Below are 26,518 nucleotides of genomic sequence, written 5' to 3'. Positions count from 1 at the left end.
CACAATTTATAAAATTTTAAAAGTTGACACTGAATTAACGGTGAAAATTTTGCTCAAAAATCTCCATTAATGTGGGCGGATCATTTTAATTTCATCTCAAATTCATAATGATACCAATCACTCTATGCTTATTGTGTGATCTATTATGCCATTAGTTGAATTAGTACCTAATTTTAGTGAAGGGCGAAATCAAGAAGTTATTGATAAAATTTTAAATGCCTTAAAATCTGCAGGTTCGGCTAAAGTACTCGACGCTCGTGCAGATCCGGACCATAATCGCTTGGTTGTTACTATGGTAGGGGAACCTGATGCTTGTTTTAATGCAGCATTTGCAGGAATAAAGATTGCTGCTGAATTAATTGATATGGATAAACATTCTGGAGAACATCCACGAATTGGTGCTACTGATGTTGTGCCTTTTGTTCCTGTCTCTGGAATAACTTTAGAAGAATGTTCAGAATTAGCCCGAAGATTAGCTGAAAAAGTCTCATCTGAACTTGGGATTCCAACTTATCTTTATGAAGCTGCAGCTACTCGACCTGATAGGGTGAATTTAGCAAATATTCGAAAAGGTCAATATGAAGGCCTGAAGGAAGAAATTGAAACAAATCCTGATCGTAAACCTGATTTTGGGCCTTCAAAATTGCCTAAGGCTGGAGCTACTGTAATTGGTGCCCGAGAATTTTTAATTGCTTATAATATCTATTTGAATACAGACAATGTTGAAATTGCAAAAAGGATAGGAGTTAATATTCGCCATAAAAATGGTGGATTTCGATATGTAAAATCAATGGGCTTTGAAACGAAACCATATGTTCAAGTTTCCATGAATTTAACCAATTATAAAGAAACACCAATGCATATGGTAGTTGAAACTGTCCGGAGAGAAGCTGCACGTTATGGTGTAATGATTACTGAAACAGAAGTTTATGGTATGATTCCAGTTGATGCTCTTTTAGATGCTTCTGAATTTTACCTTCAATTAAATGATAAATGGGAAAGAAATCAAGTTATTGAGAAAAAATTAGAAGAAGTATCTCGAAGTGAGAAAGCAGAATTGAAAAACATATCTGTTCAAGGATTTATAAAAGAACTTGCATCAGATTCACCTGCACCTGGTGGAGGTTCAGTTGCTTGTGTTGCAGGTTCAATGGGAGCTGCTCTTGGAGCAATGGTCTCTCGGTTAACCATTGGAAAGAAAGGGTATGAAGATGTCTCTAATTATTTTTCAGAAAAAGTAAAAGAATTAGATCAATTACATCATCAACTGACTTTACTTATTGATAAGGATGCTAATGCTTTTAATGGAGTAATGAAAGCTTTTAAATTACCAAAGGAAACTGAAGAAGAAAAATCACTACGTTCTGCAAAAATCCAAGAAGAATATAAAAATGCTGCTTTGGTCCCATTAGAGACTGTGAAAACATGTAAATCAGTTTTAGATATCCTTTTAGATATTGGATTAAAAGGAAATAAAAACGCACTTTCAGATATAGCTGTTGGTGCTATGAATGCTTTAACTGGTTTAAAATCGGCAGCCCTGAACGTGGAAATTAATTTACCTGCAATTAAAGATGAAAACTTCAAGAATGAAGTTAAAGCGGAATTATCTTCAATTCTTTCTGGTTTAGATGAAAAAGTGAATAATTTAGTCGAAGAAGCAAGGAAGAATTTTTAAAAAATATAAGAACTGTCAAATAGAATTGTGGTTTATTTTATTTTTTCATATTTTTTCATCATTCTTCAATTTTAAAAGATAATTAACGCTAAATTCAAAGTTTAAAAGAATTATCTTTACTTTTTTAGAAGTTTGGTGAATTACTTCTTAAATATTATAATGATAAAATTAAATAGGTTCTAAAAATGTACTATTTTATTCATAAATAATACGTGATTTCATGAGCCCAGACTATAACCAAGATTTAAAATCGTTTTCAGAAATTCAACTTCCTCAAAGCTATCATAATATGCCTCGATGTGAATGGTGTAACAAGCCCTTACCTAAGAGGTATATCAGCCATGTAAATTTACAACAAGATCCTCCAGAACATAAGTTTTGTAGTCGTTCGTGTAAAGAAAAATGGTGTGCAAATGCAGGAAAAACAAAAGTAAAACCAAAAAGTAAAAAAAAGAAATAAATTCAAAATCCTTTCAGAATAATCCTTTTTTTCTCAATATTCCCATACTCAGTTATTCTTATTCAATATACGACGAATTTCACGGATTTTTTCATCCATTTGAGACCAATCCTTTTCTGTTTTAGGATTTTTTAATTGGATCGCTTGAGCGCGGTTTTTTCCGATGCCATTAATTGCTTCTAATTCTTTTTTGCTTAAATTGGTAAGATCTACTGGTAATACTAGGCAAACTAATGAGCGGGAGCCGTGATTTACAACCACTAAATCATAGAATCTATATAAAGGTATTTTTTTTGGAATAAAACATCTAATTGGATACGTTCCAATTTGCCGCGCTAAAGTTCCATTTCCATCGTGCTTTTCTGCATAAACTTGCTTCAAAATGCGTCCAAAAGGATATAATCCTTTTAATAATGGGATATCAATATTAATTCGAATATCTGCTTTCCAATGGAAATACTTGCTTTGAAATTTTTTTACATGCTTAAGAACCCACTTTTGAGTGGAAGGATCCATAGTGAAGGGAACCAGAAATTTTCTTAAATTTATCCGTCGAACCAAATAACCTTTTTTTAAAATTTTTTGTAAGAATTCATAATTTTGCTGCAAACTTTCGTTAGATTCTCCTGGAAGACCCATGATGAAGTTTAATCCAGGAAGAAATAATGCATTTCCATTCTTTCCTATTTTAGAACCAAATTGATTAATTACAGCAATTGCATTTTCAATTTCATCCGCAGTTGCTTTTAGATTATTGGCGCGAATTACTGTGGGATCTACTGATTCAACCCCAATTGCTGCGATATTTCCTTCAGTACAGTATTCAACAATTAATTTAGTAATTTCAATTGCTTCATTAGGATATAATGAGAAATTTAATGCATTTACATTATCGATATGCAGTGTCTTAAGATCTGGGCATTTTTCCCAAATTTGACTCAGCAATTTCTGAATAGCTGCTGGATTGGGTTTAGGATATTTTGGATGAAGATACTTTCCATGATGAAATGAATAAAAATCTGTTTGGGCACCAAGGCGAAAATGCCTTACACCCGTTTTATATAATTCATATATTTCCTCCACAACATCATCAATTTTTCGGTGTTGTGTCGGACCTTTTAAGGGTTCAATGCAAAATCTACACCCTCCGGTGCGATAGCGTGGACAACCTTGAAATGTTTCGATCTCACAAATAAGATTTCCTTCTGGTTCTTGTTTGAAATTTGGATGTTGATGAATTAACCGTGATGGGCCCCTTGTTGCAAAAGCATGAATTGAATGAATGGAAGGACGTCTTATTTTTTCAAGTGTTTGAAGTGTTTGAGATGTCTTAAGGTTTTGATCCGCTTGAAATCGCATGAAAGACTGCTTATTTTGTTTTCTTTGTTTGTTTCTATTATTTTGATTATTTCTTATTTCTTGAATTGTCTTAGTTAGAGTTTCTAAATATTGTGAAAACAATTTGAATAGTGCCCATTCTGCATCATCATAGAGAATTAAATTGAAATTTAACCGTAAATTCTCCGTTTGTCGACTAACTTGCCCACCGCCTTCACCAATCCCATATTTGGTGGCAGGACCACATAATATAGAAAATGAATTCTGAAATAATGTTGAAAAATCTCGTAGTTCTCGAAAACTGATTGGCGTTCCTCCTAAATATTTTCCTGGAACGGATACTCCGGATAAAAATATTACTATATCTATCTGGGATTGTAGTAATTCAATTTTATGACTGCGAAATTGATCAATCGTTCGATATAAGAATTCAGATTGAATATTTCCAATTTCTTCAGCTAATTGGATCGCTCCTGCAATATATCTCGGTAGAGGTGCTAAAAATGGAGGAACACCTAAACATCCTGGTTCATCGATATATCCATCTATTAGTAAAATGCGAAAGAACGGCGCTGAAGAAATATTCTTCCCCATAGGTGCTTAAATATTTGTTCCTTTTTGGAAATTCTGATTTTAAGAAAAAAGCCAGAGAAGATAACATTTTTTTATGTTCACTGTTTTTTTCGTATATAGAATATGAATTTGAATCATTCTGCAAAATCCAGAAAAAAACGTGCATTAATTGTTGGAATTGGTGGACATGCCCATGTTTGGCGAAAGGCAATAGAAAACCATCCACAGTGGGAAATCGGAGCAGTTGTTGATACAAATACCGATAAATTGGAGCATGCTCCGAAAATATGGGGGATTCCAAAAGGTGAATGTTTTACTTCCATGGAAGAAGCAATCCAATTCGGCAAAGGGCCTTATGATCTCGCAATTTTAGTTACCCCTACTTATACTCATCATGTATTATCCATGGAAGCTCTGGATCTCGGTTTAAATGTGTTAAGCGAGAAAAACATGGCAAGTACAATTTCTCAAGCGCGTGAAATGGTAAAAACTGCAGCAAAATATCCAGAATTATGCACCGCTGTAGGAACTCAAACTCGTTTCTTTCCCCATAATTGGTCTGTAAAGAAAACTTATCTTGAACGTAAAGATTCGCTAAAATCGATCACATCCTTGAATCTTACTTATCTGTACAATTGGGGAAAAACACGCCAAGGGTGGCGCCGATGGCTACGCGATCTATTTTTAGAAGATATGGCTCCCCACCATTTGGATTTAATTAGATATCTTACAGAGATGGATGTAGTACAAGTTCAAGGTGGAGTGAATTTTAAACCAAGCTTTTCGTACTTTAAAGGATCTTCAACCACATTTGCGATTTTTGCCTTAGCGCGCCCACAAGATTATTATAATCCTGATAACTGGATTTACGCAACATATAGAGGCGATTGGCAGAAAAAAGGAGAATTATATCATCGTTTAGATCTTAATTGTGAAGAGGGTGAAATCAATTTATTTGAGAAAAATAAAGAAAAACAGCTCTCGTTAACTGAATTTGAGGATCCTGAAGGATTTAAATATCACACGACTGAGATTCCCATTACTTCAGATGTGGAATACAATGCACAAAATTACTCCTCAGAACTATTCCTTTTAGAAGAATTTTATCAAGGAATTGAATCTTGTGGAAAAATACAACCTCAAACCAATTTTAAAGATGCAATTAAATCATTCGCAATTACACGTGGTATTGTGGATAGTTTTGAGCAAAACCGTGCAATTTTCCTTCCTGATTACTGGAAAAATCTAAATCTCGATGAAGGAAGATAGAAAAAACCAATTAGAAAAAAAGAAAGAAAGAAGATAGAAAATTGGCAGAAAAATGGCTTATTTCCCATCTTGCACGCCTAATTGTGCAATTAATTGTTTTTTTTGAGTTTCAATATCTCTTGATAAACCAAATGTATCTGCAAATTGATCTGTAGTATATAATTCAGATGAACGTCCCTTTTTTCTTGCTTCAATATATCCTCTATCAACTAAAAACTTCACATGTTCATAAGCAGTAGAACCGCGAAGTTTAACCAAAGTAGATTTCATTAAAGGTTGCTTTAGTGCTATGATGGTTAAAGTCTTCAGTATTGCATCTGGAATTAAACCACCGCTGGCAAATTTTTTCACTCGTGGAGTATATTCAGGTTTAATTTGCAGACTGTATTTATCTTGAATTCGAATTATTTCCAAAGCAGTTGAACGCATTAAATAATCCATGGCTAACTCATCCAACAATGCTTCCAAATCCCGTTTTTTGATATCCGTTTTCACATTTAACTCTTCTAATGAGACTGGGCGTCCAGCAACAAATAATGCACCTTCGACCACATTTTTTAAATGGATATGTGCCTCTTCTTCGTCACTCATTGGGGCAATTTTTGAATCATCTAGAAAAGCATCATCTTCTCCTTCTATTTCTTCTTCAGTTTCTATTTCTTCTCCTTCTTTTTCTTCAGTTTCTATTTCTTCTCCTTCTTTTTCTTCAGTTTCTATTTCTTCTCCTATTTTTCCTTCAGTTTCTATTTCTTCTCCTACTTTTTCTTCAGTTTCTATTTCTTCTCCCACTTTTTCTTCTTTACTTAATTGAATATTTTCATCAATCGCGTCTAATTTCTCTTCTTCTTCAACAGTCTCTTCATTATCCTCTTTCTCTGTGGGTAAATCTAAACTTTCATCTAATTCTTCTAAGTCTGAGAGTATTTCATCATCGAATTCGTTGTCATTATCCAAAGATACTTCTAAGTTATTATCACTTTCTGGTTTGTGATTATTATTTGAACTTATATTTTGATTTGTGTTTTGGATTTCACTTGACTTTTCTGCTAATTTTTCAGATAATTTTTTATCTTGATTTTTATTCTCTTCTTCTGACATGTTTATTGCCTCTTAACTTTATATTTTAGAATTCAATGCTGGTTTGATCAACTAATTTTATATATAATGGTGATTTGGTGTCATTTTGATGAAGGACTACTTTTCCTAGTGATGCTAAAAATAACATTTCTTCAAATGTCTGAATATACTTAACCTTCTTTTCTAACAACTTCTTTTCTTGATCATTATATATCATTTTTTTAAAATATTTCATTGAAATTGTGCGATCGGGTGGATTTTCCATACGAACAATTTCAACTAATTGACGATGCCGTTTCTTAAGTCGCTCTTCAATTGTTTCTTCACTTCCTGTTATATGTTTGAGAATTTCTGCAGGAAGCCTTCCTTTACCCCGTTTTCTTACTTCCTTCTCTCTTTTTGCTTTTTGTTGCTCTCGGCGAATTCTCAGCTTTTCTCGTTTTTGCATGGTTTCTATAATAGCTCTACGCATGGCTCCAAAAAGCTCTTCAGAAGTTGCAATTTTGCGTGCCTCCCGTAATGGCTGTGCAATTGCTTTTGGAATTTGCCGACGAATTCGTTCACGCATTTCTGCTTTTTGAATTTCCTCTTCTTGCTTTATTACTCCCGTAATTTTCGTGTGATATAATTGAGCTGAAGAATATATTGCTAACCCTGAGATCCGAAAATCTATCAATTCTTCAGCTACCATTTTAGCAGTAAAATCTTCAATTAGTGAAGATAAATCGAATTTAGTAAAGTCTACTGTTTTTGCTAAATCAGGATCTAACAGGCTGCGATAAGGTTCTTCCAACCACCACTTCTTTATCTGGGGTTCCTCTTCTATTATTTCTCCCTTATTCGCCTCTTGTTCTTCTAAATCATCCCCAATCGAAATTACTTCCTTTATTACAGGTTCTTTTGGAATAGATGAAGATTTTTTCTTTTTTACTGTAGTTTTTTTCATCTTTTTTGATGACTTTTTCTTTAGCTTTTTAGTTGAAGTTTTCTTTGAAGTCGATTTTGGCGCTTTTGGAGTTGATAAAGTTGCTTGTTTGGTTGTTTTCTTTGATTTTGTTGTTTTCTTTGTTTTTTTTTTTGTTGAACCTTTCTTTTTTGAAGTCTTCTTTCTAGAACGTTTTTTAGATGTGGTTTTTTTTTTTGGCATTTTTCTCCCCATTTAGATTATTCTTTTTTATTTTATTTTTTATTCTGATTTTTGTTAAGATTCGGGATGATCTTTAACAACTTCAACTTCTGTCTCAAAATCGTCTCGTTTCTTTTCATCCTCCAAATTTACGGTAAATATATCAGTAATACCATCATTCATTGCGACTCCATAAATTCTATCTGCGTTTGTAATATTTTCTTCACGATGACTAATTACTAAGAATTGCGATGATCTAGCATATTCTTTGATAACCATTGAAGTGCGATAAACATTTGGGCCATCAAGAGCAGCATCAATCTCGTCCATAATATAAAATGGGGCAGGATAGAAGTTTTGGATAGCAAAGATGAAAGAAAGTGCAACTAGTGTTTTTTCTCCCCCTGAAAGAATATCCAGTGAAGAAATCTTCTTGCCACGCGGGCGGGCTTCAATACTAATTCCTCCTTCAAATGGGTGTGCTGGATTTTCGAGGATCATTTTTGCTGAGCCACCTGGAGAGAGTTTTTGAAAGATAGAACTAAATACTCGATTAATTTCATGATATGCCTTCATAAAATTGCGAGTTTTCTCTAATTCAATACGATCGATTGAATCTAATATTGCCTTTCTTTCACGTTGTAATGTTTGCCTGCGCATATCGATTTCGTCCCATCTTTCCTTAACTTGGTCGTATTCTTCAATTGATTTAAGGTTTACTGGTTCTAATGCTTTTTTCTCTGTAGTAGATTTACCTATTTTTTGGTTTAAGGATTCTTCAGAAAGATCATCAGTAACTGGTGGAAGTGTTCCGTAATCCTTTGATTTTTCAAATAATTCATCAATTTTCTCTTCAACTACAATTTTCCGGGTTTCTAATCCATTAAATTTAGCAGTATTTCGGGAGAAATCAGCATTTAAATCGCCCAATTCGTCTCGAAGCGCTTTTTGTTTTTCCCAAGATTCATTTTTTTGCGATTGTAATTCGTTTAATGATTCAATTTGTTTTGAACGAGTTTCTTCCAAAGAAATCAAACTTTCGGTAATTTTTTGAATATCTTCTTGATAATCTGCTATTAAATCGCCCAATTCACCTTGTTCATCCTTAAAATTTTCTATCTCTTCTTCCCGTGCTTTCATCTGTTGTTGTTTATCTAGTATTTTTTCAATATTATTCATTTGTGTGGATAATTCTTTAGTTTTAGTGCGAAGTTCTTTTTCTTCAGATTCCAATGATTGTCTGGATGTTTGGTGCTCTTCAATCAATTTATTTTTACTTTCAATATCTTTTTCAAGTTTTGCAATATCTTCTTCCAAAATTTCATTCTGTTTTGTATTCTCTGCTATTTTTTCAGTATTTTCTTCAATTTCTGTCGTTAAGTTTTCGATATCAGTAATTAATTTTTGAACATTTTCGAGATCTTTAATTCTTCCATTAACTTCAGAAAGTTTATCATTTTCTTCATCAATTTGTGTTTGAATGTCATTACGAGTATCTTCAGCTTTTTCTCTTTGAGCTTTAATTTTAGCTATTTCTTCAAGATTTGCATCAATATCCTTTTGGATGTTTTTACTTTTTTCAGCAAGATCTTGAATTGTTTGTTTTTTATTTTTGATTTCATCTCGTAATCGAGTTTGATCTTGTTCAGCATTTTCAATATCATCGAGCAATCGCTTAACATTGCTTAATTTATTTAAATTTTCGGTAATTTGTGAAAGAATTTCTGTTTTTTTATCGATTTCAGTTTGCAGGGATTTTGTATCTTTCCAGAAATTTTCAGAAGCCTTTTTTATATCTGAAATCGCGGTTGTTATTTTTGTGATTTCACCCTTTATTTCTTCAGATTTTTTGGTTTTATCTTCATTTTCTTTTTTACATGCTTTGGATTTCTTCTCTGATTCATCAATTTTTGTTTGTAGCTGTTTTAATTCCGAATTTACTTGTGATAATTCGCGTTCTTTTTGTTCTAGTTGAGCTATGATTCGAGTTAACTGAACTGATATTTTGGATAGATCTTCAGATTGAGAACTAATAGCAGAATTCAGATCTTCTAAAGCCCGATAATGTTCTGATGTATCTGCCACAGCAACAGCTTGTAAAGCAACACGAATTGAATCGAATTTGTCGGTAAAATCTTGTATAAATCCATCGAAATTTCCAGTAGATTCTTTTAATGCTTCATCACTCGCATCTTGTACTACTTCATTAAGTTGAATCAATGGTTGTTCTGCATTTTCAATTAATAATTTTAAAGTATTAACTGCAAAATTTAGTTGTTCTTGGATTTCTTTTGGATCTTCTGGATTCATTTCTGATATTTCTTCTATAGATCGCAACATATCGGTAACATCTAGCACAAATTCTTTGAAGACTTTACCTGATTCATCAATTGCTACTTGACTGACATTTTGAATATCAGATTTGATATCACCTGCAGAACGATCAATATCTTGAATCAAATTAGTTAGATTATCTAGTACTGTGTTTAATTCGATTTGAGTTTGGCTATATTCTTCTTCCTTTTTATCTATTGTTTCTTGAAGTTTGGTTCGCTCTTCTTTCATCTGGTTGATTTTAGCTTGGAAATTTTCAACTTGATTTTGCAATTTTTCTTTTTGTTCTTTTTGGGTTGTAATTTCTTTTATTAAATTTCCCTTGATAATTTCTTTATGCTGTTTTTCCCGTTCTGATGTATGAAGTTCTGATTCTGCAGTTTTTAATTCAACACGTAATCCAGAAAGGCGTTTTTCAAGATCGGTCAATTCTCCTTCCAATGCTCGTCGTTTCAATTCCAAGGTTTCTTGTTTATTTTGACTTCGTTTTTGTTCATCATTTGCAGAAATAAGTTTTTCTTTAAGCTTTTTTAACTGTTGAGAGATTTCTTTTTCTTCAGTTTTTAATTTTTTAATTTGGTCTTCAACTGCTTGACCTTTGGTTAGTTTTTCATACTCGTTTCTATAATCCTTTTTCTTCTTTTCAAGTTCTTGTATACGGGTTTCAAGCATGTTAATTTCTGCACCTGCAGAAGAGATCGCAGCTTGAATTTCTGCTTGCGATTTCGATAATTTGTCGCGTTTCATCTCCGATGATTGAATTTCCCCATCAAATTGTTTTTGTAGTGATTTTTGGACAGTAATTTGCTTTTTCAATTCTAAAATTTTTTCTTGGATGGATTTTGCTTCACTTTTTGCTTGTTCCATCGCTTCTGTTACACTTTCTGCATTTTTTTGTAACTTTTTTAAATCTTTTTCAAGTTGAGATTTTCTTTTCTCATTCTTTTTAATAGTTTTTTCTAGAATTTTGATTTCAGTAGTTAAAGCTTTACCATCTTGCTTGATTTTGGAGATTTCTTTATTAATTTGAGCTTTTTCATTGTTAATTTGTGCAATTTTTTGTTCTTCTTCTTTCTGTTTCGCTTTATTTTCATCAATTAATCCTGAATTTTCATCTAATGCTTGTTGAAGATTTTCAATTTCTTCTTTTGTCTTATTAATTAAATCATCATAAGTTTGACCTTCTTCCAGTTTTTGCTGAAGTGCTTCCAATTTTGCGATATTTTGTTTAAGTCTTTTTAAGTTTTCTTCAGTTGCTTTTAATGTTGCTTCTTTGGCTGAAAGTTCTGATTTTTGAGATGTTATTTTTTCATCCATTTTGGATTTTTCTGTCTCTTGCAATGCAATATCTTCTTCAAGACCTTTCAAATAGAGTGCTTCTGCTTCAATTTTATCTTTTTGTCGCTGAATTCGATTCTTTAGATCTTCGATCACTAATTGAGTGGATTCCATTTCTGCAGCAATATCATCTTCTTCTTGACGCATTTTATGGATCTTTAAAGCAATTAATTGTGCGTTGAATAGATTTACTTGATTATCAAGTTCTTTCCATCGTAATGCATCATTTTTTTCTTTTTCTACTTTTTTTAATTGAACAGATACTTCTTTGAAAATTGCTTCAAATTGTCCCAAATCTTTATCTGCTTTTTCTAACTCTTTTAATGTTTTATCTTTCATTTCATCATATTTACTTAGTCCAATCAACATTTCTATGAATTCTCTACGTGCATTTGGGCTCATGTGGGTTAGCTCTACAATTTTTCCTTGGAGAACAAATTGATTTGAACCATCTGGATCGATATTCGCTTGAGCTAGTGCATTTAAAATTGCTGTTCGAGTTGAAGCTTTCCCTTGAATTCGGTATCCACTAGTACCACTACGTTTAATCCATCGAGAGACCTTAAATTCATCAGAATCTGAAGGAAAGACCCGATCTTTATTGTCAAAAACTATTTCAACTTCAGCTCGAGTAGCGGGTTTTACTTTTTTAGATCCCGCAAAGATTAAGTCTGTTAGTTTTGTTGCACGCATAGTTGATTTTGCCAGCCGCCCTAAAGCAAAACAAAGTCCATCTATAACATTGGACTTACCATTTCCATTTGGTCCGACAATACATGTAAAACCTTTGGCGAGATTAACTGATACTGTTCGGTTTCCAAAGGATTTGAAACCCGTCATTACTACTCGTTTAATATAAGTCATTGAAATGTAGAACTCCTATGATGAAGTAAGTGTAATACAAGAATGTGAGATTGATCCTAAAATAATTTAGCGGTTGTAGGCTAAAAATTTATTAGCTGAAATACTAAAAGCGCGTATTACTTAAAATTAGTGACTACAAATGAATAGTAAATCAAAATATCTTCTTTTGTACATTCTCAAACTTGATGGACAAATTGAGGAATTGGATTTAGATGATCTCCCAGATAAGCTAATTTCTGTTAATGTAATTTATTTATACCATAGTGAAAAGAAGCGTTTGTATGTTTGGGTAGGAAAAAATGCTGGACAAAAATTAAAAAATTCAATTCCAATTGCGGAAAAAATAATATTGGAAAAAAACCCTGAGATATCAATAATCCGACATTTTACAGTGGATGAAGGGAATGAATCAAGTGATTTTTGGGCAGATACACAACTTGATCAAGAATTAATCAGAAAAAAGCAAAGAAGGTGGGCTGAATTCCGTCTTGAGAAATATGCTTTTCTAAGCGATTTAAAGATAAACATTACATCAGCTAAAAATGTAGGAAATTTCGAAACTGCGTTAGATTACATAGAACAACTTATTCAAACTGCCCGCGAAATTTATGATTGGGATATTATTGAAGAATATACTAATTTAAAAGAACAAATTCTTCGTGTTAAGGATTTGAAATCAAGAAAATCTGAGATAAAAAGTCAAATCCCTCACATGATTGCAAAACTTGACTCTCTAATTAAAGATAAAAAATTCCTTGATGCTCATAGTATTTCTGAGGAGATTCACGAATATTATTCCATTCTCTTCAATGAATCAATACCTTCAAAATTTCAACGTTCATTAAATTCTGAAAAAATACTTTATGATAATTATTTACGGCAAAAAAAAGATTTTCAAGAACTCTTAGAACAGTTTGAAACACTTTTTCCTGAAAGAAATTTAAAAGATCTTCACCGAATTGGCCAGAAGATATTACGAATTCATGAAGAAATTCCTGAATTAGAAATTAATTCTTCAACCAAGGAAAAAATTGATAAAATTGAAGATGATTATAAACTATGGGAAAAAGAAGAGCAGAAATTTAATCAAAAATTAAAAAAATTTAAAGAAACCTATGAACATGCAAAATACAAACATGAATATGAGCAAGCATTTCAAATTATTAATCAAATAATCGATTTTCTTAATTCATCCAATCATTCTTCTGAATTAGTCCGATGGAAAAAGGAAAAAGAAACATTACAAGAATTAAAAGATGCATGGAGTAAACAGGAAAAGGAGACACAATCAAAAAGAAGTAAAAATATTGAATATATACAAAATGCAAAAGAAGAAATCGAACAATTTTTGAATAACCATCAATTTCCAGAAACTTTTACCCATGTAGAAAAGCTTTATTTATTTGCGCTTCAAACTAATGATGAAGAATTACAACAAGATGTATCAGATTATCGAGATCAAATCAATGAAAGAGTAACTAGTCTCAAACTCTTAGAAGATCTGGTTAAAAAAATAGATTCTTGGGAAGAAAATCTCCTTGAACTGGAAAATAAAAGGCAATATAATAAAATTCTGAGTGATCTTGCAATTTTTCTTTCAAACGATATTATATCTAATTCTCCAGAGAATAAAGAACATTTAGAGAAAATAAAAGCATCAATAGAGAAAAAGAAGGCAGCATATGAAGAAAACCTCTCTTTATATAATAGGCTTCGTAGTGAAATTAAAGAAAATGAGAAAAATTTTCAATGGCGGGCATTGAAACGAAATACGGAACGCATTATAGAGATTCTCCCATTAATTGAAAAAGATGATGAGATACTAAGATATAATGATCTCCAAAAACTTGCTTCGACGAAAATAGAGGAGATTTTGACACAACGTGCCAAAGAACAGGCAAAATTACTTGAAAAAGCCAAAGAAGTTGAAGAAATAATCAAAGTAGAGAAAAATATTCTTCCTTTAGTTGAAGAATTACCTTTAGAAGATCTTTTACCGAACTTATCCGATGACGTAAATGAAGTTCTTGCTCAAATAGGTGCGTTATTAGATGAACAACGTGTAGATGTTAAGAAAGAAATGGAAAGTTCTTTATTACTCACAAGTAAATCAGGTGAAACAATGGAAATTAAATCAAAATCACAAATATTTATGTATTCTTCAGATTTAAATAAAAATTCCGAAGAAACTTTAAAAACTTCGTCATTTAGGGTTAATTCTGGTTTTGATAATCCATTTAATGATGCGATTACTGAAGCTATTGTTGAAGACATTATTCCTTATAATTTTGAAATTTCAGAGATAACAATAGATGGAATCGAAAATGAAGTTCAACCAAGTGAAGAATTACAGAAAGAAGGATTGGTTCTTCATTGGAAATTAAGTGATATCCCCGCAAAAAAATCAATTAAGATAAATTATGAATTACGGCAACGTGTATCGCGAACTATTTTAGTTCCATTAAAAAATCAACTGAAGGTTATAAAAACCCATACAAAAATTAAAACTTATTCCCCCGAGGGGTTGTTCCAAGCAACAATGTATTTCAAAAACAAATTTCCCCAAGCAATTTTTGGGGTTATAATTGAAGATATTATCCCTACTTTTTATCACTATCAAATAAAATTACCAAAAAACATTCTTCCTGAAGCGCAAAATGAACAACCAGTTGGTGCATTGATTAAGTGGGCATTTAAAGAAATTCTGCAAGAAAATGAGATATTACATGAATATCAAATGATTGAAATGACTCAATTCGAAAATTTGAAGATTATTGTAGATAATCTCTCAAGAAACGCTCAGAATATTTTGGATCAAGGAGATATCGAAAAAACTGCAGAAATCTATAGCCAAATATTGAAACGCTTAAATAAATTTATATAATTAAAGATTAAATCTTTTTTAAAATAACTTATATTATTAATCTTTTTTATTTTAACTAAAAGGAGTTCATTGATTTGACAGAAATCTCACAAAATTCCCCTCTTGGAGTGATTTTTGCCCATTGGGATGAAAATGAAGGTCCTAAAATCGATTTACTTGAACCAAACCCTTGGAATTTTGGAAATCCAAAAATTATTACTCGCCAAATATTTCTAAATGCAAAATCACTCTTATTAGAGAAATTTTGGAGCGATTTTTCTTCTTTTAACATTTCAATTCCTTTTAATTTATATGAAATAAGGGGAAGGGTACTTATTCACACAAAACAAGAGTCATTTTCAATGAAATGGCAACCATTTTGCATTGCTGTTGTTTTTCCTGATGAATACTCAGAACTTATTCTTCCAGAATATGACGAAATTATAGAGCAATTCGCTTTACAAATCACACTTAAAGGAATTGGTGAATTTCAAGACAGCATTTCATCTGATAAAGTTATCTCAAAATTCTTAAAAGTGTACCAAACCCTAGAGAAATCACTAGAATCAGAAGTACAAATTGATTCAAATTATTCATTTTCTGTTGCAGTCGAGGATTTTAAAAAAGCTCTTGTAGAGTTTCAAAATAGAAATTTCAAATATGCGTACAGATTACTTCAAAAACCTCTTGAAAAATTCAACAGGGAAAATCATGAAAAACTTTACATGGAAGCACTTTATCTTAAGGGAACAATGATAATTAAAGAAAAGAAATTTAATACTGCTGTAAACATATTTCAGAATTTAATCCCTATCGCAAAGCAATTAAATCACCAAAAGTATCTCGAAACAAGCCAATTTTTATTGGGCTTTTCTCTATATTCAAGCTTTCAATATTCAAAAGCAATTAAACAACTAAAATCACTTTCACTTCAAAGAACTAAATATATTTCATTTTTTCAATATCATTTTATCCTTGGTAGATGTTATTCAAAATTGAATCTTTATAGTAAAGCGATTGAGGAATTTATTAAATCAAATCAATTTTTCAACTCTAATCAAATTCAAAATCTTAGTCAAAATATGCTTAAACAAAAAGGGTTAATTAATTATCATCTAGCATTGCAATATTATTACCGCACAATAAATTCCATTAAAAATGCAGGAATTAAAAAATGGCAGCAAATAAACATCCATGAAAATTCAGATTTAAAAAATTCTCTTGAGTATCTCGCCCAAGCTGCAGAAATCTGGGAAAAACTAAAAGATTATAACCAATTGATCATGATTTACCCCCTTATTTCGCAAATCTATAGTTTTGATGATAGTTATTCTGAACAAGTGTATTATCTTGAAAAAGCTATCGATTCTTGTGAAAAGATAAGTGATTTTTCTAATAAAATTAGATTTCTACTTCAAATTGTTCAGATTCACGAAAAATTTGGACATTTCGGACAAAATGTTAATTTATTGCAGTTTTTCATGCAAGATACGGCAAATTTTATTTTATTAGATCGCTTATCTATTGCAAAATTCCATTTTATCTTAGGAAAAAACCTTCTCCTTTCAGAACAAAAACAAGAAGCTATTATCGAATTAATTACTGCGCTTAATCATTATAAAAAAATAAATAAAGCTGTTGCAGAAATGGAAGAAATTTTTGATCTCTTAAGTATAATTTATAATGATGATGTAGAAAAAAAACATTACTACCTTAGGCAAAAAGAAAAGTTAAAAGAACAATTATTGGCGAGAAGGAGTGAGCAGACTTCAAAATTGGGTATTTTACGTGATTTATGGATATTCAGCAGTAGTGGGATCGAATTATTTACATATGCCCCAGAACTTTCTTTTGATTCTATTCTTTTAGGTGGATTTCTTTCTGCTCTTCAAAATTTTAGTAAGGAGCTTACTAAACAAGAGATCAAGAGTATTCAGATGGGAGAAAGCCGATTTGATTTCTATTTAGAACCAGATAAAGAATTTTTCATTTTAGGTCGTTGTTCGATTTATTCAACAATTGATGAATCAAAAAAAATATTATCCTTTATTTATCACAGATTTTATGATATTTATAAGCAAGAACTCGCTAATTTTTCAGGAAATGTCGTTTGTTTTGATAAATTTTTGCAAGAATTGCTTAAAATGGATCTTGATATGGTGAAAATATTAAAATAGGTGAAAAAATTTACAAAATGATTTCTTGGTGAACCACATTTGATTCAAAAAAAAAATAAGAAATCTCATGAATATTCACCAGAAGAAAAAGTTCTCAAAAATTTTGAGAAAGAGTTAATTACACAGAAAAAATATTTGGTTGCGTTGGAATTGTCTATTAAGTACCAAGAAGAATTACAAAATGAATTAACACAATTGATTAATTCTGAATTTAAATCAAATAGTGAGTTATTTCATATTTATTTTAAAAATCATTCTGAACCAATATTTGCTTATGATATTGAAGAAATACATAAAAAATTGCTTTGTTTTTGTGCAATTGAAGTATTTCCTTCATTAAATTACAAAGTATATATTAAAGTGGTGAAAAATATTTTTCGTTCAGAAAACAAAGATCTCGTTTTGCAGGCAAAGATTAGAAGAATTTTTAGTAAGATTGACGCGAATATTGTAATATCTCACGGATGTAATATAAAAGAACGACAACTAGCTTTGAAATCAAAAAAAAGGTTAGAGAATTCTGAATTGTGCTTGCAAAATGCTTTAAAATCCAAAAATGATGCTTATTGTATATCAGGGATTGGGTTATCAGCATTTGAAGATTATTTTGGATATGAAAGAATAGCCTGTAAGTTTTTTAAGCATAAATGGCATTGGAAATCCTTTTTCCGAGCAATGAATTGGAGTTATCGAAATCTTTTACTTCAATCAGAGCACCATATTTGCTTAGATTGCCATAAAACACAAAATGTACTATTGTATTGCTTGGAAGATGCCTTTGTATCTATGATGATCTTTATATGGTATGAAAAAAATAAAGAAAAAATTCTTGGATAATTAGATCTTTAAAAATTGTCATGTTTATAGAAAGATGTTAACTTTCTTTTAATATTTTAATTCTATTTTTTATTTCTTCCATTTTAGATATTTGATTCATGTTTTGATAAGTTTCAGCGGCCATTTCCAGATATTTAATAGATTCTGGAATCTCTTTTTTTTGTTTTTCATAGATACTTGCCAAATGGAGTAAAATTCGGACTTTCATAGAAAAATCCTCTAGATTATTTGCTAATTTTAAAGATTCTAAATAGTATTTTAATGCTTTATTATAATTATTCCGATTTTCATATGTTGTTGCTAAATTGGATAAATAACTTTCCTTTTTCCATAATTCATTCAATTTATTAGCAATTACAATAGCCTGAGAAAAAAAATTTATACATTTTTCAAATTCTTTCCTTAGAAAGTGAATTATTCCAATATTATTAAAAATATCTGCCTCAAAAGATAGATTTTTCCATTTTTTATTTACTTTCAGACTCTGGTTAAAAAATTGCAATGCTTTGCTGTATAGCTTTAATTTTTTATATAATTCGCCTATATTATTGTTAATTCTTGTTTGATATTCTAAATTACTAACTTTTTCATAGATCTCTAGTGATTCTAAATAATATTGAATTGCTCTTTCGTCTTTGGATAATGATTTGTATATGTTACCTAAATTTCTGAGAATATCTGCTTGATGGTAAATATTCCCTGTTTTTTTTTCAAGCTTTAAAGATCTTGATAAATTTTGAATCGCGTCTTCATATTGTTCTAATTTATAATTAGTCAATCCAATATTGTAAAGTGTATCTGCTGAACCTTCTATATTTCTAAGTTTTTCTTGAATTTTAAGCGCTTCTGAATAATATTGAAGTGCTTTTTTGTATTTTCCACGTTTAAAGAATATCGAACCTATATTATTTAGTGCATCTGCTCTATCTGATAAAATGTCTGATTTTTGAGCTAAATTAGATGATTCTATATAATTTTTAAGAGCTAAATCATCAGATCCCTTATGTGAATAAATAAGGCCAATATGATTATGACAAAAAGCAGCCATTTTCAAACTTTTTGAACTTTTAGCAATCTTTAGTGCATTAAAGGCCTTGTCTAGAGCAGTTTTATAATCTTTTAATACTTTATGTACAATCGCAATATTAATGAGAGTATTGATTTTTCCTTGAATATCACTTAGCTTTTCAGAGATTGCTAATGATTCTGAATAATATTTTAATGCCTTTTTATAATGATTCAATTTATAATATGCATATCCAATATTGTTTAATATTTCTGCTTTGATAACGAGATTTCCTACAGAATTGCCTAGTTCTAATGCATTTTGGAAAATTTTTAAAGATTTTTTTATATCATTCTGCAATAAATAGACCGTTCCAATGCGATTAGTCAGAATTTCTTGTTCTTCATAATTTTCTTTTTTTTTCGCGATTTTTAACGCATTTTTATAAAATTTAAGTGCTTGTGCCATATCTCCAAGATTCTGATATAAAAACCCGATATTTGTAAGAATCATCGTTTTTAGACTTGAATCGTTGATTTTTTCTGCGATTAATAGAGAATTTGAATAATTTTCTAAAGCAATATTAAACTTCCTTTTATAATAGTATATTGTCCCTAAATTGCTCAAAATTGCTGCCTTTAAATGTTGGCTATTGCTTGATTTCAAGATATCTAAACATTTACTAAAACATTTTTCAGCTTCATTTATTTTATATAACCCTACATAGAGATTACCTGCAAAAGCATACTTTTTTTCTAAGGAGATTGAAATATAAGTGGGTAATGTTTTAAGCCATGAGTTAAAATTTTGTGGTTTTTGAGAAATATCCCTTTGAATTAGATCATAAAAGGTTTTTTTATTCGAAAGGTAATTTTTAATAAAATTCACTGTGTTTGCTTCAATTTCTATAATCGGAAATTTATTATTTACGCAGATTTCTGCCAGTAAATCATTTGTTCCTTTATATTTTGAGTCTATTCGATTTACTTTGATAAGATCACTATTTGAATGAGTAATCCAAATTAACTTTTTCAAATTGTGGATCCTTTTTAATAAAGGGCTGATATCAAAATCATCGTTGCCGGAATATCCCATTACAATTAAAATTCGCTGATTCAATAGATTTCTTAGAGTTTCTTGTTTATAATTCTCTACAGCGAAAGTTTTACCTATTTCGCGATTTTTCCCTAAAGCATCTATAGTAGTAACCAAGAAGTCAGAAGTATTTTTTCCAGTTATAATATTTTTTTTACTTCCATGAATTTTATATATGGGATATTTTCCAGATCTATAAATCTCCTCAGGTTTAGAATATTTCTCAAAATCTTTTCTTGTAATTATAACTTGAATCTTTTTTTTGTTCTTTTTTTTAAGTAAGCGGCAAAGAGCGATTTCAATCATATAATCAAAATTTGTGGTTAACACATAGGATCCACTTTGAATTTTGTCTGCTAAATAATAATGTATAAGATTTGGTTCTTTTACTAAATCAAAATAATCTAAAAAATCTAAATTATGATCAAAGCTATCTTGAATTGATTCTACCAACCGTTCATAACTTAAATTTTTTAGATTTTCTAAATTCTTCTTCTCTTCATTGGGTGCACAGATCTCAATTAAATTTCTTGCAATTTCAATAGCTGATGGTAAATTTGTTGGAGCTTCCATCGAGATACCTGCACCAACTAAATAAGTTATTTCTCCCTTCTGCGGAATAATGGATCTTATTTCTTTAAGAATTTTACTTATCATTTTTATCACACATCCTTCTTTTAAAAATCATAAATAAAGATAAAAATCACATTATTATATAGTCATTTCTAAAAAATATAATTATATTACTTTTTTGTCTCAATATGTGTCTTTTCTCGACTAATTTACACCCTTAAGTGTGGATTATTTTTTAAATCTCTTGCTTGAGAAATCAAAAAATATTGCTATAATTAATATGAATTAGAAATTCTCTTAAATAGAATAATATAAGGTGTAGATTTGTGATTTTACTTAGAATATACATTAGTATAAGCAACTTTGTATATCAAGTATGAGTGCGAATAAGTTCAAGAAAATTTGGAATCTCCCTGATATAGGGGTTTTGTCTAATTGGATGTTTGATTTCGTTGGGTTTTAATATTTATTTGTCATATTGGTTGTATATGTGTATGTCTTTTCGGAATGTTCATGTTTAAGAATTATTTTGTTTAGTGATTGGCAAGAAAACAAAAAATGTTGTTCCAATGCCTAGTTTTGTGCTAAATGCGATTTCTCCATGATGTCTTCTGATTATCTCACAAGATGATACTAATCCAAGACCATTTCCTTCATTCTTTGTTGTTACGTTAATATGAAAGATTTTTTCCCTTATTTCAGGATTAATTCCTGGGCCATCATCTTGAATGGAAAAACATATGCAAGGAAACTCTATTTGAATCTTTTTTGAATAGTTTTTTTGATTGTTCCCCTTCCAATTTACTAAATCAATATCTCCATAACGTTTGAAGAATGAATATTCAGATTCATAATAAGAAAGTTCAATATACAAATTTCCATGATTACTCATCGCTTGTTTTGCATTCAACACTAAATTTTGGACAACTTGACTAATCTGGTCTGGATCAAAATCAATAGGTGGGATATTTCTAGAAATATTAAAATGATTCGCAACACTTGAACCAGCTAAAATAAATTTAGTTGAATCTTTAATTATTTCTTCTAAAGATGAGTTTTTTCGAATTGGTTGTCCTCCTTTTGAGAAGCTTAGCAATTGTCTTGTTAATCCAGTAGCTCTATGTGTTGCTTTTAAGGCAATATCAAGATTCTCCCGTAAAATTGGGATAAGATCAACTTGTGATTTTTCTTGAATATCTATCAACGAAATTGAAAGTATTCCTGAAAGAGTTGTAAGAATATTGTTAAAATCATGTGCAATTCCTCTAGTTAGTTCACTGAAATCTCTCTCATCCATTTTTGGATTACTATTTTCAATATTTATTGATAAATTTGTTTTTTCTTTTGATTGAATAAAAAGAAGGTATATATTATTTGCTAAAAGAAAGATGCACCCTATGAAAATTAAAAGAAACTTGTCTTTATAGTGGATATCAGTACTTGCAAGCAAAATAAAAAGAAATAATAAAATTACTCCTAAAATTAAGTTAAAAATTATAGGAATTTTCCACCTTAAGGTTGCTATTTTGCTTGATTCTTGTAGAGAGTTCACATTATATGAGTTTTGCATCTTTAACATTGCCATTTTATATTATTCCTGTTTTTTTAGGATATAACCGAAAATTGTTTTTTAATAATGTCTAAGCTGTGAAAATCATCCATTTTTATTTCCTTTAATGAAAATATATTGGAATAGTAATTTTTTGCATATAGTAATTTGAATTAATTAAATGTGGATTTCCTTCTTCTTTTATTTCTAAACAATGCATCTCTTTTAACTCTGTCTGCAAATTCCTTTTCTCCTTTCATAGATCTTTCAAGATAAAAAAATCATTTTTCCGTTTATTGTCGAATAAACAATATTAATATTCCTATAAAAAAATTTGGAAATCCGAATTATATAAAAGATATTCTGAATAACCTACCAATACTATACTATCTGAAATACAATGTTTCCTATGAAGATATTAGAAAAATATTAGATTTTCAAAATAAACTGTTGATTTCATAAAAAATTATGGGGCATTAACGAAAATAATAAAATCTATTAAGGTAAATAGAAATTATCCATGTAATTTAAGAGATTATAAAGGAAATAAAATGTGAATTCTTTTATAAATAATTGAATTTTTTCGCAAGATTTATATACTCATTTCCTCTCAATTAAAATGAGGGTGACCCTCATCATGAATGGACAAACAATAAAAAAATGGACGATATTCTTTTTCTCTATAGCTTTAGTCGGTGTATTCATAGGTTTTGTTATCACCGCAATTGACCACTCTGTTTTCTCCCAAGGCTTTTCAAATCTTGACATAAGTGGAAAAATAGGCGAGATTTGGATGCAAATTCAATCATTCTTTTCTGATTTCTCCTTATTGGAGAAGGAAGCTGGGGGTGCAGGAGGGACTCCTGGATAAATCGAATAGGTTTTTCTATTCCACAAATTCCTAAGGAGAATCCTGTTATTTTGCATCAATAATTTTTATATTACTCAAAATCCTTTTTTTTTATGAGTTAATTTAGAGGGATCAAAATTACAAAAAATATTTTACTTGATGATATTACATTCAAAGATATCCAAATTCTTCTTCATATTCATCGTAGACCTTTTGCAACATATGAAGAATTGGCAGGACTTACCAAAATACCAAAAACCACCGTATATGACATCGTTCAAAAATTACAACCTGCATTTTGGGTATCGGCAATTCCTAACTTAAGAAATTTAGGATTAACTACTTATGATATTTTTTCAGAAGTTAATTCTCTTTCAAATTTGCACTTTTTAGAAAAAATGGGGAGAATTCATCCATATATTTACTATTTTGCACGAATTTATGGAAAAATTACAGGTATTTATTTTCAATTTCGTAGTCCTATAGGATCAGGAGACAATCTTGAACTTTTATTTCGAGAATTAAAATTTCAAAATAAAATTGAAAACTTTTCTTTTTTACACTTTTCAAAACCATTCAATATTACACCATTTGATTTACGATATTGGAGTCCTGAGAATTATTCTTGGAATTTCGAATGGAAAAAATGGTTTCAAATTTCAATTTCAGAAGATTTTAGTAATCCAATTAAAAACCAAAAATTCCGCGTCAAATCATGGATTCAAAGAAGAGACATTGCTCTTTTAAATAAACTTGTTGTGAATGCGCGCCGTCCTAATACAAAACTTAAGGAGGAGCTTCGTAAACAAAATTATGATATAAATGATTCTACTTTAAGTCGAAGAAGAAAAAAACTCGAAACAGAAGTTATAAGTGGATATAAAGTTCAGATTGATCCAAAATTATTTGATATTGTTAATACTGTTTTAATCTGGGGATACGGTCCTGAAGAAGAATTAAAGTTAATACATCACCGAACAATTTTACATCCCATTCCTTTTTATTCTGTTTTTAATTATGAAAAATTTACCATTTATTGGTACCTTCACCTACCGACACATCAACTTTCTGATTTACTTCATATTTTACAAGAGAAATTATATGAACTTCATTTTGTCTATGTTGACTATCCAAAAGCAGAAGTTTTTAGCTTTGATCCAGATGGATTTAATGAGGATCTTCATGAGTGGAACCAATCAGTGGATTTCATTGTCCATGATGTTTTAAAAAAAATAAATAAAGAAAATTAGGTACGGTATAATTTTAAAATTAAAAAAGAAAGTCTTCTTGTGTGATTGTAACATTAATATCTTGGTTGATTTCAACAATTATTCCCATAACTTTCACATTTGTTATTTGAATTGTAGCAACTTTTGAATTCCCGAATAAAATGAGATCAGCTAAGAGCAAATATTGTGAACCACCAATATCATCTAATAAAGTATTGATTTTCATAGGAGAAGGGGTCTTTGTCGCTGTAAATGAAGATGTTTGACCATCTCCTGAGTATAAACCATCGAGATATATCTTAAATTGGGCATAATCTACTTTAACAGCAATATTTGTTGGATTAGAGATTAAAGCATTAATTTCTAAATTAACATCCATTGTTGGATTTAGTAGAGATCCTCCTATACTATAATTCGTAATATAAATATGTTCTACATCCACTTTAATTTGGTTAACTGCTCGATAATACAAGCCACCAAAGGTGCCAGTTCCTCCAAGAACTGTTATTATTATTCCTATTATCATTAATGTTCTATTTTTTTTTGAAAGCGTCATGCTTATATCCTTTTAAAATTATGTTAGTTGAATTAATTAAATTTTATTTTCTAAAGAAATTCTTTTATCTTAAAAGAAGAAATGATAGTTCGGATTTTACTGAATGTAAAAAAGTATCTTTAAATCCTCAAAATAATTCTGTCAATCAAAGATTTTTTTTAAATGCAACAAAAATTAAATTGAATAAAATAAATCCAAATAATTCTAAAAGGCTAATACCCACATGAATAAAGCATTATCACCGCTTCCTGAACCAAATTATTCAAATAATCTTACATTTCAAAAAAGCGAAGAAATTTCAATTTCAAAAAATAAAAAATATCGAAAAAAGAAGAAAAATAAACATGAATTCTACAGATTTTGCACTCCTGATTTTGATCAAATGAATAACATTGTATTTTGGAACAGCTTGGGTTTTTTCCTTTATACATTTTTGCTGAGGTTTGCAACTAATCAACTTTTAAATGGTTCCGGGACAGAGACAGGATTTGTTTTTGCTGCACAAACTTTTGGCGGTCTATTAATGACACCTGTTGTAGGTTATTTGACAGATCGAATATCAAAAAAGAAATTAGTCTTTATTGGTGCTGTGGGAAGAGGGATTTCTTATATTTTTCTTTATTTTGGTTTAGGATTTAATAACTTGATTCTTTTTGGTGTTGGTGTTTTTTTTCTTGGATTAGCTGTTGTATATTTTTGGACTCCATTGAATGCATTAATTTCACAAAAAACTTTTAAAACTGTGCGTTCAACCGCTTTTGGAAAGCAAGCGGGAATGATTGGTTGGGGAAACTTAATTGGAGCAATTTTTACGATATTATATTATTATAGTATGAATTTACTCATTCCAAATAATGCTTGGTTGTTATTTCTTCCATTAGTTTTATTCTGTGCATTTAATATCTTTGCAGGTATTCGCTTCTATCTTCGTGTAAATGAAAATGTTAATTTTGAGACATATAAAAAAATATATAGGAATCAAGAACATATTCAAAATTCAAGTAATTTTTTTTCTGAAACTAATTTTGCCAAGAAAATATTAAACAAAAATACTGAAAAATCGCATGTCTCTGAATCTTTCATTACTAAACCTTCCTTAAAATTGAAAACCAAACATTCCTTTTTATTGGGGATGTCAGTTCTATTAGTTACATTCATGATTTCAGCAATTAATCAAAGTCTTGCATCTCCTTTTCTCCAAATTTATATTACTGAGACTTTTTTTGCATCCCAAGATGCTTACCAAGTAGGATTTAGTATAATGCTTATTTATCTTCCATCTGAAGTTCTTTCTCAATTATTTGCCCCAAAGATGGGAGAATTAGGAGATAAAATTAATCCAAAAATCGCAATTTCAATTATTTGTGGAATTGGAAGCTTAGTTACCTGGCTTTTAATCAATACTTATTCGATTATTTTATTTGTTTTTATTTTATTAATTGATACTTCTTTAGCATGGGCAAATGGATTGGTTTTGGCAAATTTAATGAGTAGAATTTCTAAATCTAATCGTGGAAAGATATTTTCAGCTCGTCAATGGGTATCTCTATTTGGTGCCGCTATTGGACCAATATTAGGAGGATTTGCATGGGAATATTTAAATCATTATGCCCCTTTCATCATCTCAATTTTTGTTGAACTTTCTTTAATTCCTCTTTATTTGTTAGCAATTAAATGGCTGGATCCCTATATGGAAGAAAAGCTTTAAAATATAATATCGTTGATA

General features: G+C 30.2%; 16 protein-coding genes. 9 read left to right on the top strand and 7 right to left on the bottom strand.

Annotated elements, in window-relative coordinates; genetic code table 11:
• The first annotated feature begins 145 nt into the window (after window positions 1-145).
• Window positions 146-1,678, top strand: coding sequence for a glutamate formimidoyltransferase (ftcD, locus tag ACXLDF_RS00690; RefSeq protein WP_457556560.1), 1,533 nt, complete (start codon window positions 146-148; stop codon window positions 1,676-1,678).
• 220 nt (window positions 1,679-1,898) lie between these two features.
• Complete coding sequence (locus ACXLDF_RS00685; protein WP_457556559.1) at window positions 1,899-2,138, top strand: hypothetical protein; 240 nt, start codon at window positions 1,899-1,901, stop codon at window positions 2,136-2,138.
• Between the two features lie 48 nt (window positions 2,139-2,186).
• Here the strand turns inward: ACXLDF_RS00685 and ACXLDF_RS00680 are convergent, their stop codons facing one another.
• Window positions 2,187-4,070 carry a radical SAM protein gene (locus ACXLDF_RS00680; protein ID WP_457556558.1) on the bottom strand — a complete coding sequence of 628 codons (1,884 nt, stop codon included), beginning with the start codon at window positions 4,068-4,070 and terminating at the stop codon, window positions 2,187-2,189.
• 102 nt (window positions 4,071-4,172) lie between these two features.
• On the opposite strand from ACXLDF_RS00680, the gene ACXLDF_RS00675 reads away from it, so the two are divergent.
• A complete protein-coding gene (locus ACXLDF_RS00675; RefSeq protein WP_457556557.1) occupies window positions 4,173-5,318 on the top strand; it encodes a Gfo/Idh/MocA family protein in 1,146 nt (381 codons plus the stop codon).
• 57 nt (window positions 5,319-5,375) lie between these two features.
• Here ACXLDF_RS00675 and scpB read toward each other — a convergent pair whose 3' ends face one another.
• From scpB to ACXLDF_RS00660, 3 genes are read right to left on the bottom strand one after another with little or no spacing between them, the layout of a single operon-like run.
• A complete protein-coding gene (scpB, locus tag ACXLDF_RS00670; protein WP_457556556.1) occupies window positions 5,376-6,416 on the bottom strand; it encodes an SMC-Scp complex subunit ScpB in 1,041 nt (346 codons plus the stop codon).
• 25 nt (window positions 6,417-6,441) lie between these two features.
• A complete protein-coding gene (locus ACXLDF_RS00665) occupies window positions 6,442-7,542 on the bottom strand; it encodes a hypothetical protein (RefSeq protein WP_457556555.1) in 1,101 nt (366 codons plus the stop codon).
• Window positions 7,543-7,596: 54 nt separating this feature from the next.
• A complete protein-coding gene (locus ACXLDF_RS00660; protein ID WP_457556554.1) occupies window positions 7,597-12,057 on the bottom strand; it encodes an AAA family ATPase in 4,461 nt (1,486 codons plus the stop codon).
• A 139-nt stretch (window positions 12,058-12,196) separates the two neighbouring features.
• Here ACXLDF_RS00660 and ACXLDF_RS00655 point away from each other — a divergent pair, with 139 nt between their 5' ends.
• The 3 genes from ACXLDF_RS00655 (at window position 12,197) to ACXLDF_RS00645 (ending at window position 17,934) form a co-directional block, all read left to right on the top strand.
• Entirely contained in the window at window positions 12,197-14,941 is a 2,745-nt protein-coding gene (locus ACXLDF_RS00655) for a hypothetical protein (protein ID WP_457556553.1), read from the top strand.
• Between the two features lie 74 nt (window positions 14,942-15,015).
• Window positions 15,016-17,097, top strand: coding sequence for a tetratricopeptide repeat protein (locus ACXLDF_RS00650; RefSeq protein ID WP_457556552.1), 2,082 nt, complete (start codon window positions 15,016-15,018; stop codon window positions 17,095-17,097).
• 39 nt (window positions 17,098-17,136) lie between these two features.
• On the top strand, window positions 17,137-17,934 hold the full coding sequence (locus tag ACXLDF_RS00645) for a hypothetical protein (protein WP_457556551.1): 798 nt from the start codon (window positions 17,137-17,139) through the stop codon (window positions 17,932-17,934).
• 37 nt (window positions 17,935-17,971) lie between these two features.
• Here the strand turns inward: ACXLDF_RS00645 and ACXLDF_RS00640 are convergent, their stop codons facing one another.
• Both ACXLDF_RS00640 and ACXLDF_RS00635 read right to left on the bottom strand, forming a co-directional pair.
• On the bottom strand, window positions 17,972-20,692 hold the full coding sequence (locus tag ACXLDF_RS00640) for a tetratricopeptide repeat protein (RefSeq protein ID WP_457556550.1): 2,721 nt from the start codon (window positions 20,690-20,692) through the stop codon (window positions 17,972-17,974).
• Window positions 20,693-21,125: 433 nt separating this feature from the next.
• Window positions 21,126-22,193, bottom strand: coding sequence for a two-component system sensor histidine kinase NtrB (locus tag ACXLDF_RS00635; RefSeq protein WP_457556549.1), 1,068 nt, complete (start codon window positions 22,191-22,193; stop codon window positions 21,126-21,128).
• A gap of 601 nt (window positions 22,194-22,794) precedes the next feature.
• On the opposite strand from ACXLDF_RS00635, the gene ACXLDF_RS00630 reads away from it, so the two are divergent.
• Together ACXLDF_RS00630 and ACXLDF_RS00625 are read left to right on the top strand one after the other, a co-directional pair.
• The gene (locus tag ACXLDF_RS00630; RefSeq protein WP_457556548.1) at window positions 22,795-23,028 is read left to right on the top strand and encodes a hypothetical protein; all 234 of its coding nucleotides are present in this window, start codon (window positions 22,795-22,797) and stop codon (window positions 23,026-23,028) included.
• Between the two features lie 209 nt (window positions 23,029-23,237).
• The gene (locus ACXLDF_RS00625; RefSeq protein ID WP_457556547.1) at window positions 23,238-24,257 is read left to right on the top strand and encodes a hypothetical protein; all 1,020 of its coding nucleotides are present in this window, start codon (window positions 23,238-23,240) and stop codon (window positions 24,255-24,257) included.
• 19 nt (window positions 24,258-24,276) lie between these two features.
• Here the strand turns inward: ACXLDF_RS00625 and ACXLDF_RS00620 are convergent, their stop codons facing one another.
• Entirely contained in the window at window positions 24,277-24,792 is a 516-nt protein-coding gene (locus ACXLDF_RS00620; protein ID WP_457556546.1) for a hypothetical protein, read from the bottom strand.
• A gap of 223 nt (window positions 24,793-25,015) precedes the next feature.
• Here ACXLDF_RS00620 and ACXLDF_RS00615 point away from each other — a divergent pair, with 223 nt between their 5' ends.
• Window positions 25,016-26,500: an MFS transporter gene (locus ACXLDF_RS00615; protein WP_457556545.1), complete on the top strand. Its 1,485-nt coding sequence runs from the start codon at window positions 25,016-25,018 to the stop codon at window positions 26,498-26,500.
• Window positions 26,501-26,518: the final 18 nt, after the last annotated feature.

The organism is Candidatus Harpocratesius sp., from assembly GCF_054039255.1.
Note: the sequence above shows the minus strand (reverse complement) of the source record. Positions and strands in the feature narration are given on the sequence as shown.

Excerpts from the sequence above, each read along its gene's own strand:
- ACXLDF_RS00685 (WP_457556559.1), top strand. The coding sequence starts at position 1,899 with ATGAGCCCAGACTATAACCAAGATTTAAAATCGTTTTCAGAAATTCAA.
- ACXLDF_RS00620 (WP_457556546.1), bottom strand. The coding sequence starts at position 24,792 with ATGACGCTTTCAAAAAAAAATAGAACATTAATGATAATAGGAATAATA.
- ACXLDF_RS00660 (WP_457556554.1), bottom strand. The coding sequence starts at position 12,057 with ATGACTTATATTAAACGAGTAGTAATGACGGGTTTCAAATCCTTTGGA.
- ftcD (WP_457556560.1), top strand. The coding sequence starts at position 146 with ATGCCATTAGTTGAATTAGTACCTAATTTTAGTGAAGGGCGAAATCAA.
- ACXLDF_RS00665 (WP_457556555.1), bottom strand. The coding sequence starts at position 7,542 with ATGCCAAAAAAAAAAACCACATCTAAAAAACGTTCTAGAAAGAAGACT.
- ACXLDF_RS00675 (WP_457556557.1), top strand. The coding sequence starts at position 4,173 with ATGAATTTGAATCATTCTGCAAAATCCAGAAAAAAACGTGCATTAATT.
- ACXLDF_RS00640 (WP_457556550.1), bottom strand. The coding sequence starts at position 20,692 with ATGATAAGTAAAATTCTTAAAGAAATAAGATCCATTATTCCGCAGAAG.
- ACXLDF_RS00635 (WP_457556549.1), bottom strand. The coding sequence starts at position 22,193 with ATGGCAATGTTAAAGATGCAAAACTCATATAATGTGAACTCTCTACAA.
- scpB (WP_457556556.1), bottom strand. The coding sequence starts at position 6,416 with ATGTCAGAAGAAGAGAATAAAAATCAAGATAAAAAATTATCTGAAAAA.
- ACXLDF_RS00655 (WP_457556553.1), top strand. The coding sequence starts at position 12,197 with ATGAATAGTAAATCAAAATATCTTCTTTTGTACATTCTCAAACTTGAT.
- ACXLDF_RS00680 (WP_457556558.1), bottom strand. The coding sequence starts at position 4,070 with ATGGGGAAGAATATTTCTTCAGCGCCGTTCTTTCGCATTTTACTAATA.
- ACXLDF_RS00630 (WP_457556548.1), top strand. The coding sequence starts at position 22,795 with ATGAATGGACAAACAATAAAAAAATGGACGATATTCTTTTTCTCTATA.
- ACXLDF_RS00615 (WP_457556545.1), top strand. The coding sequence starts at position 25,016 with ATGAATAAAGCATTATCACCGCTTCCTGAACCAAATTATTCAAATAAT.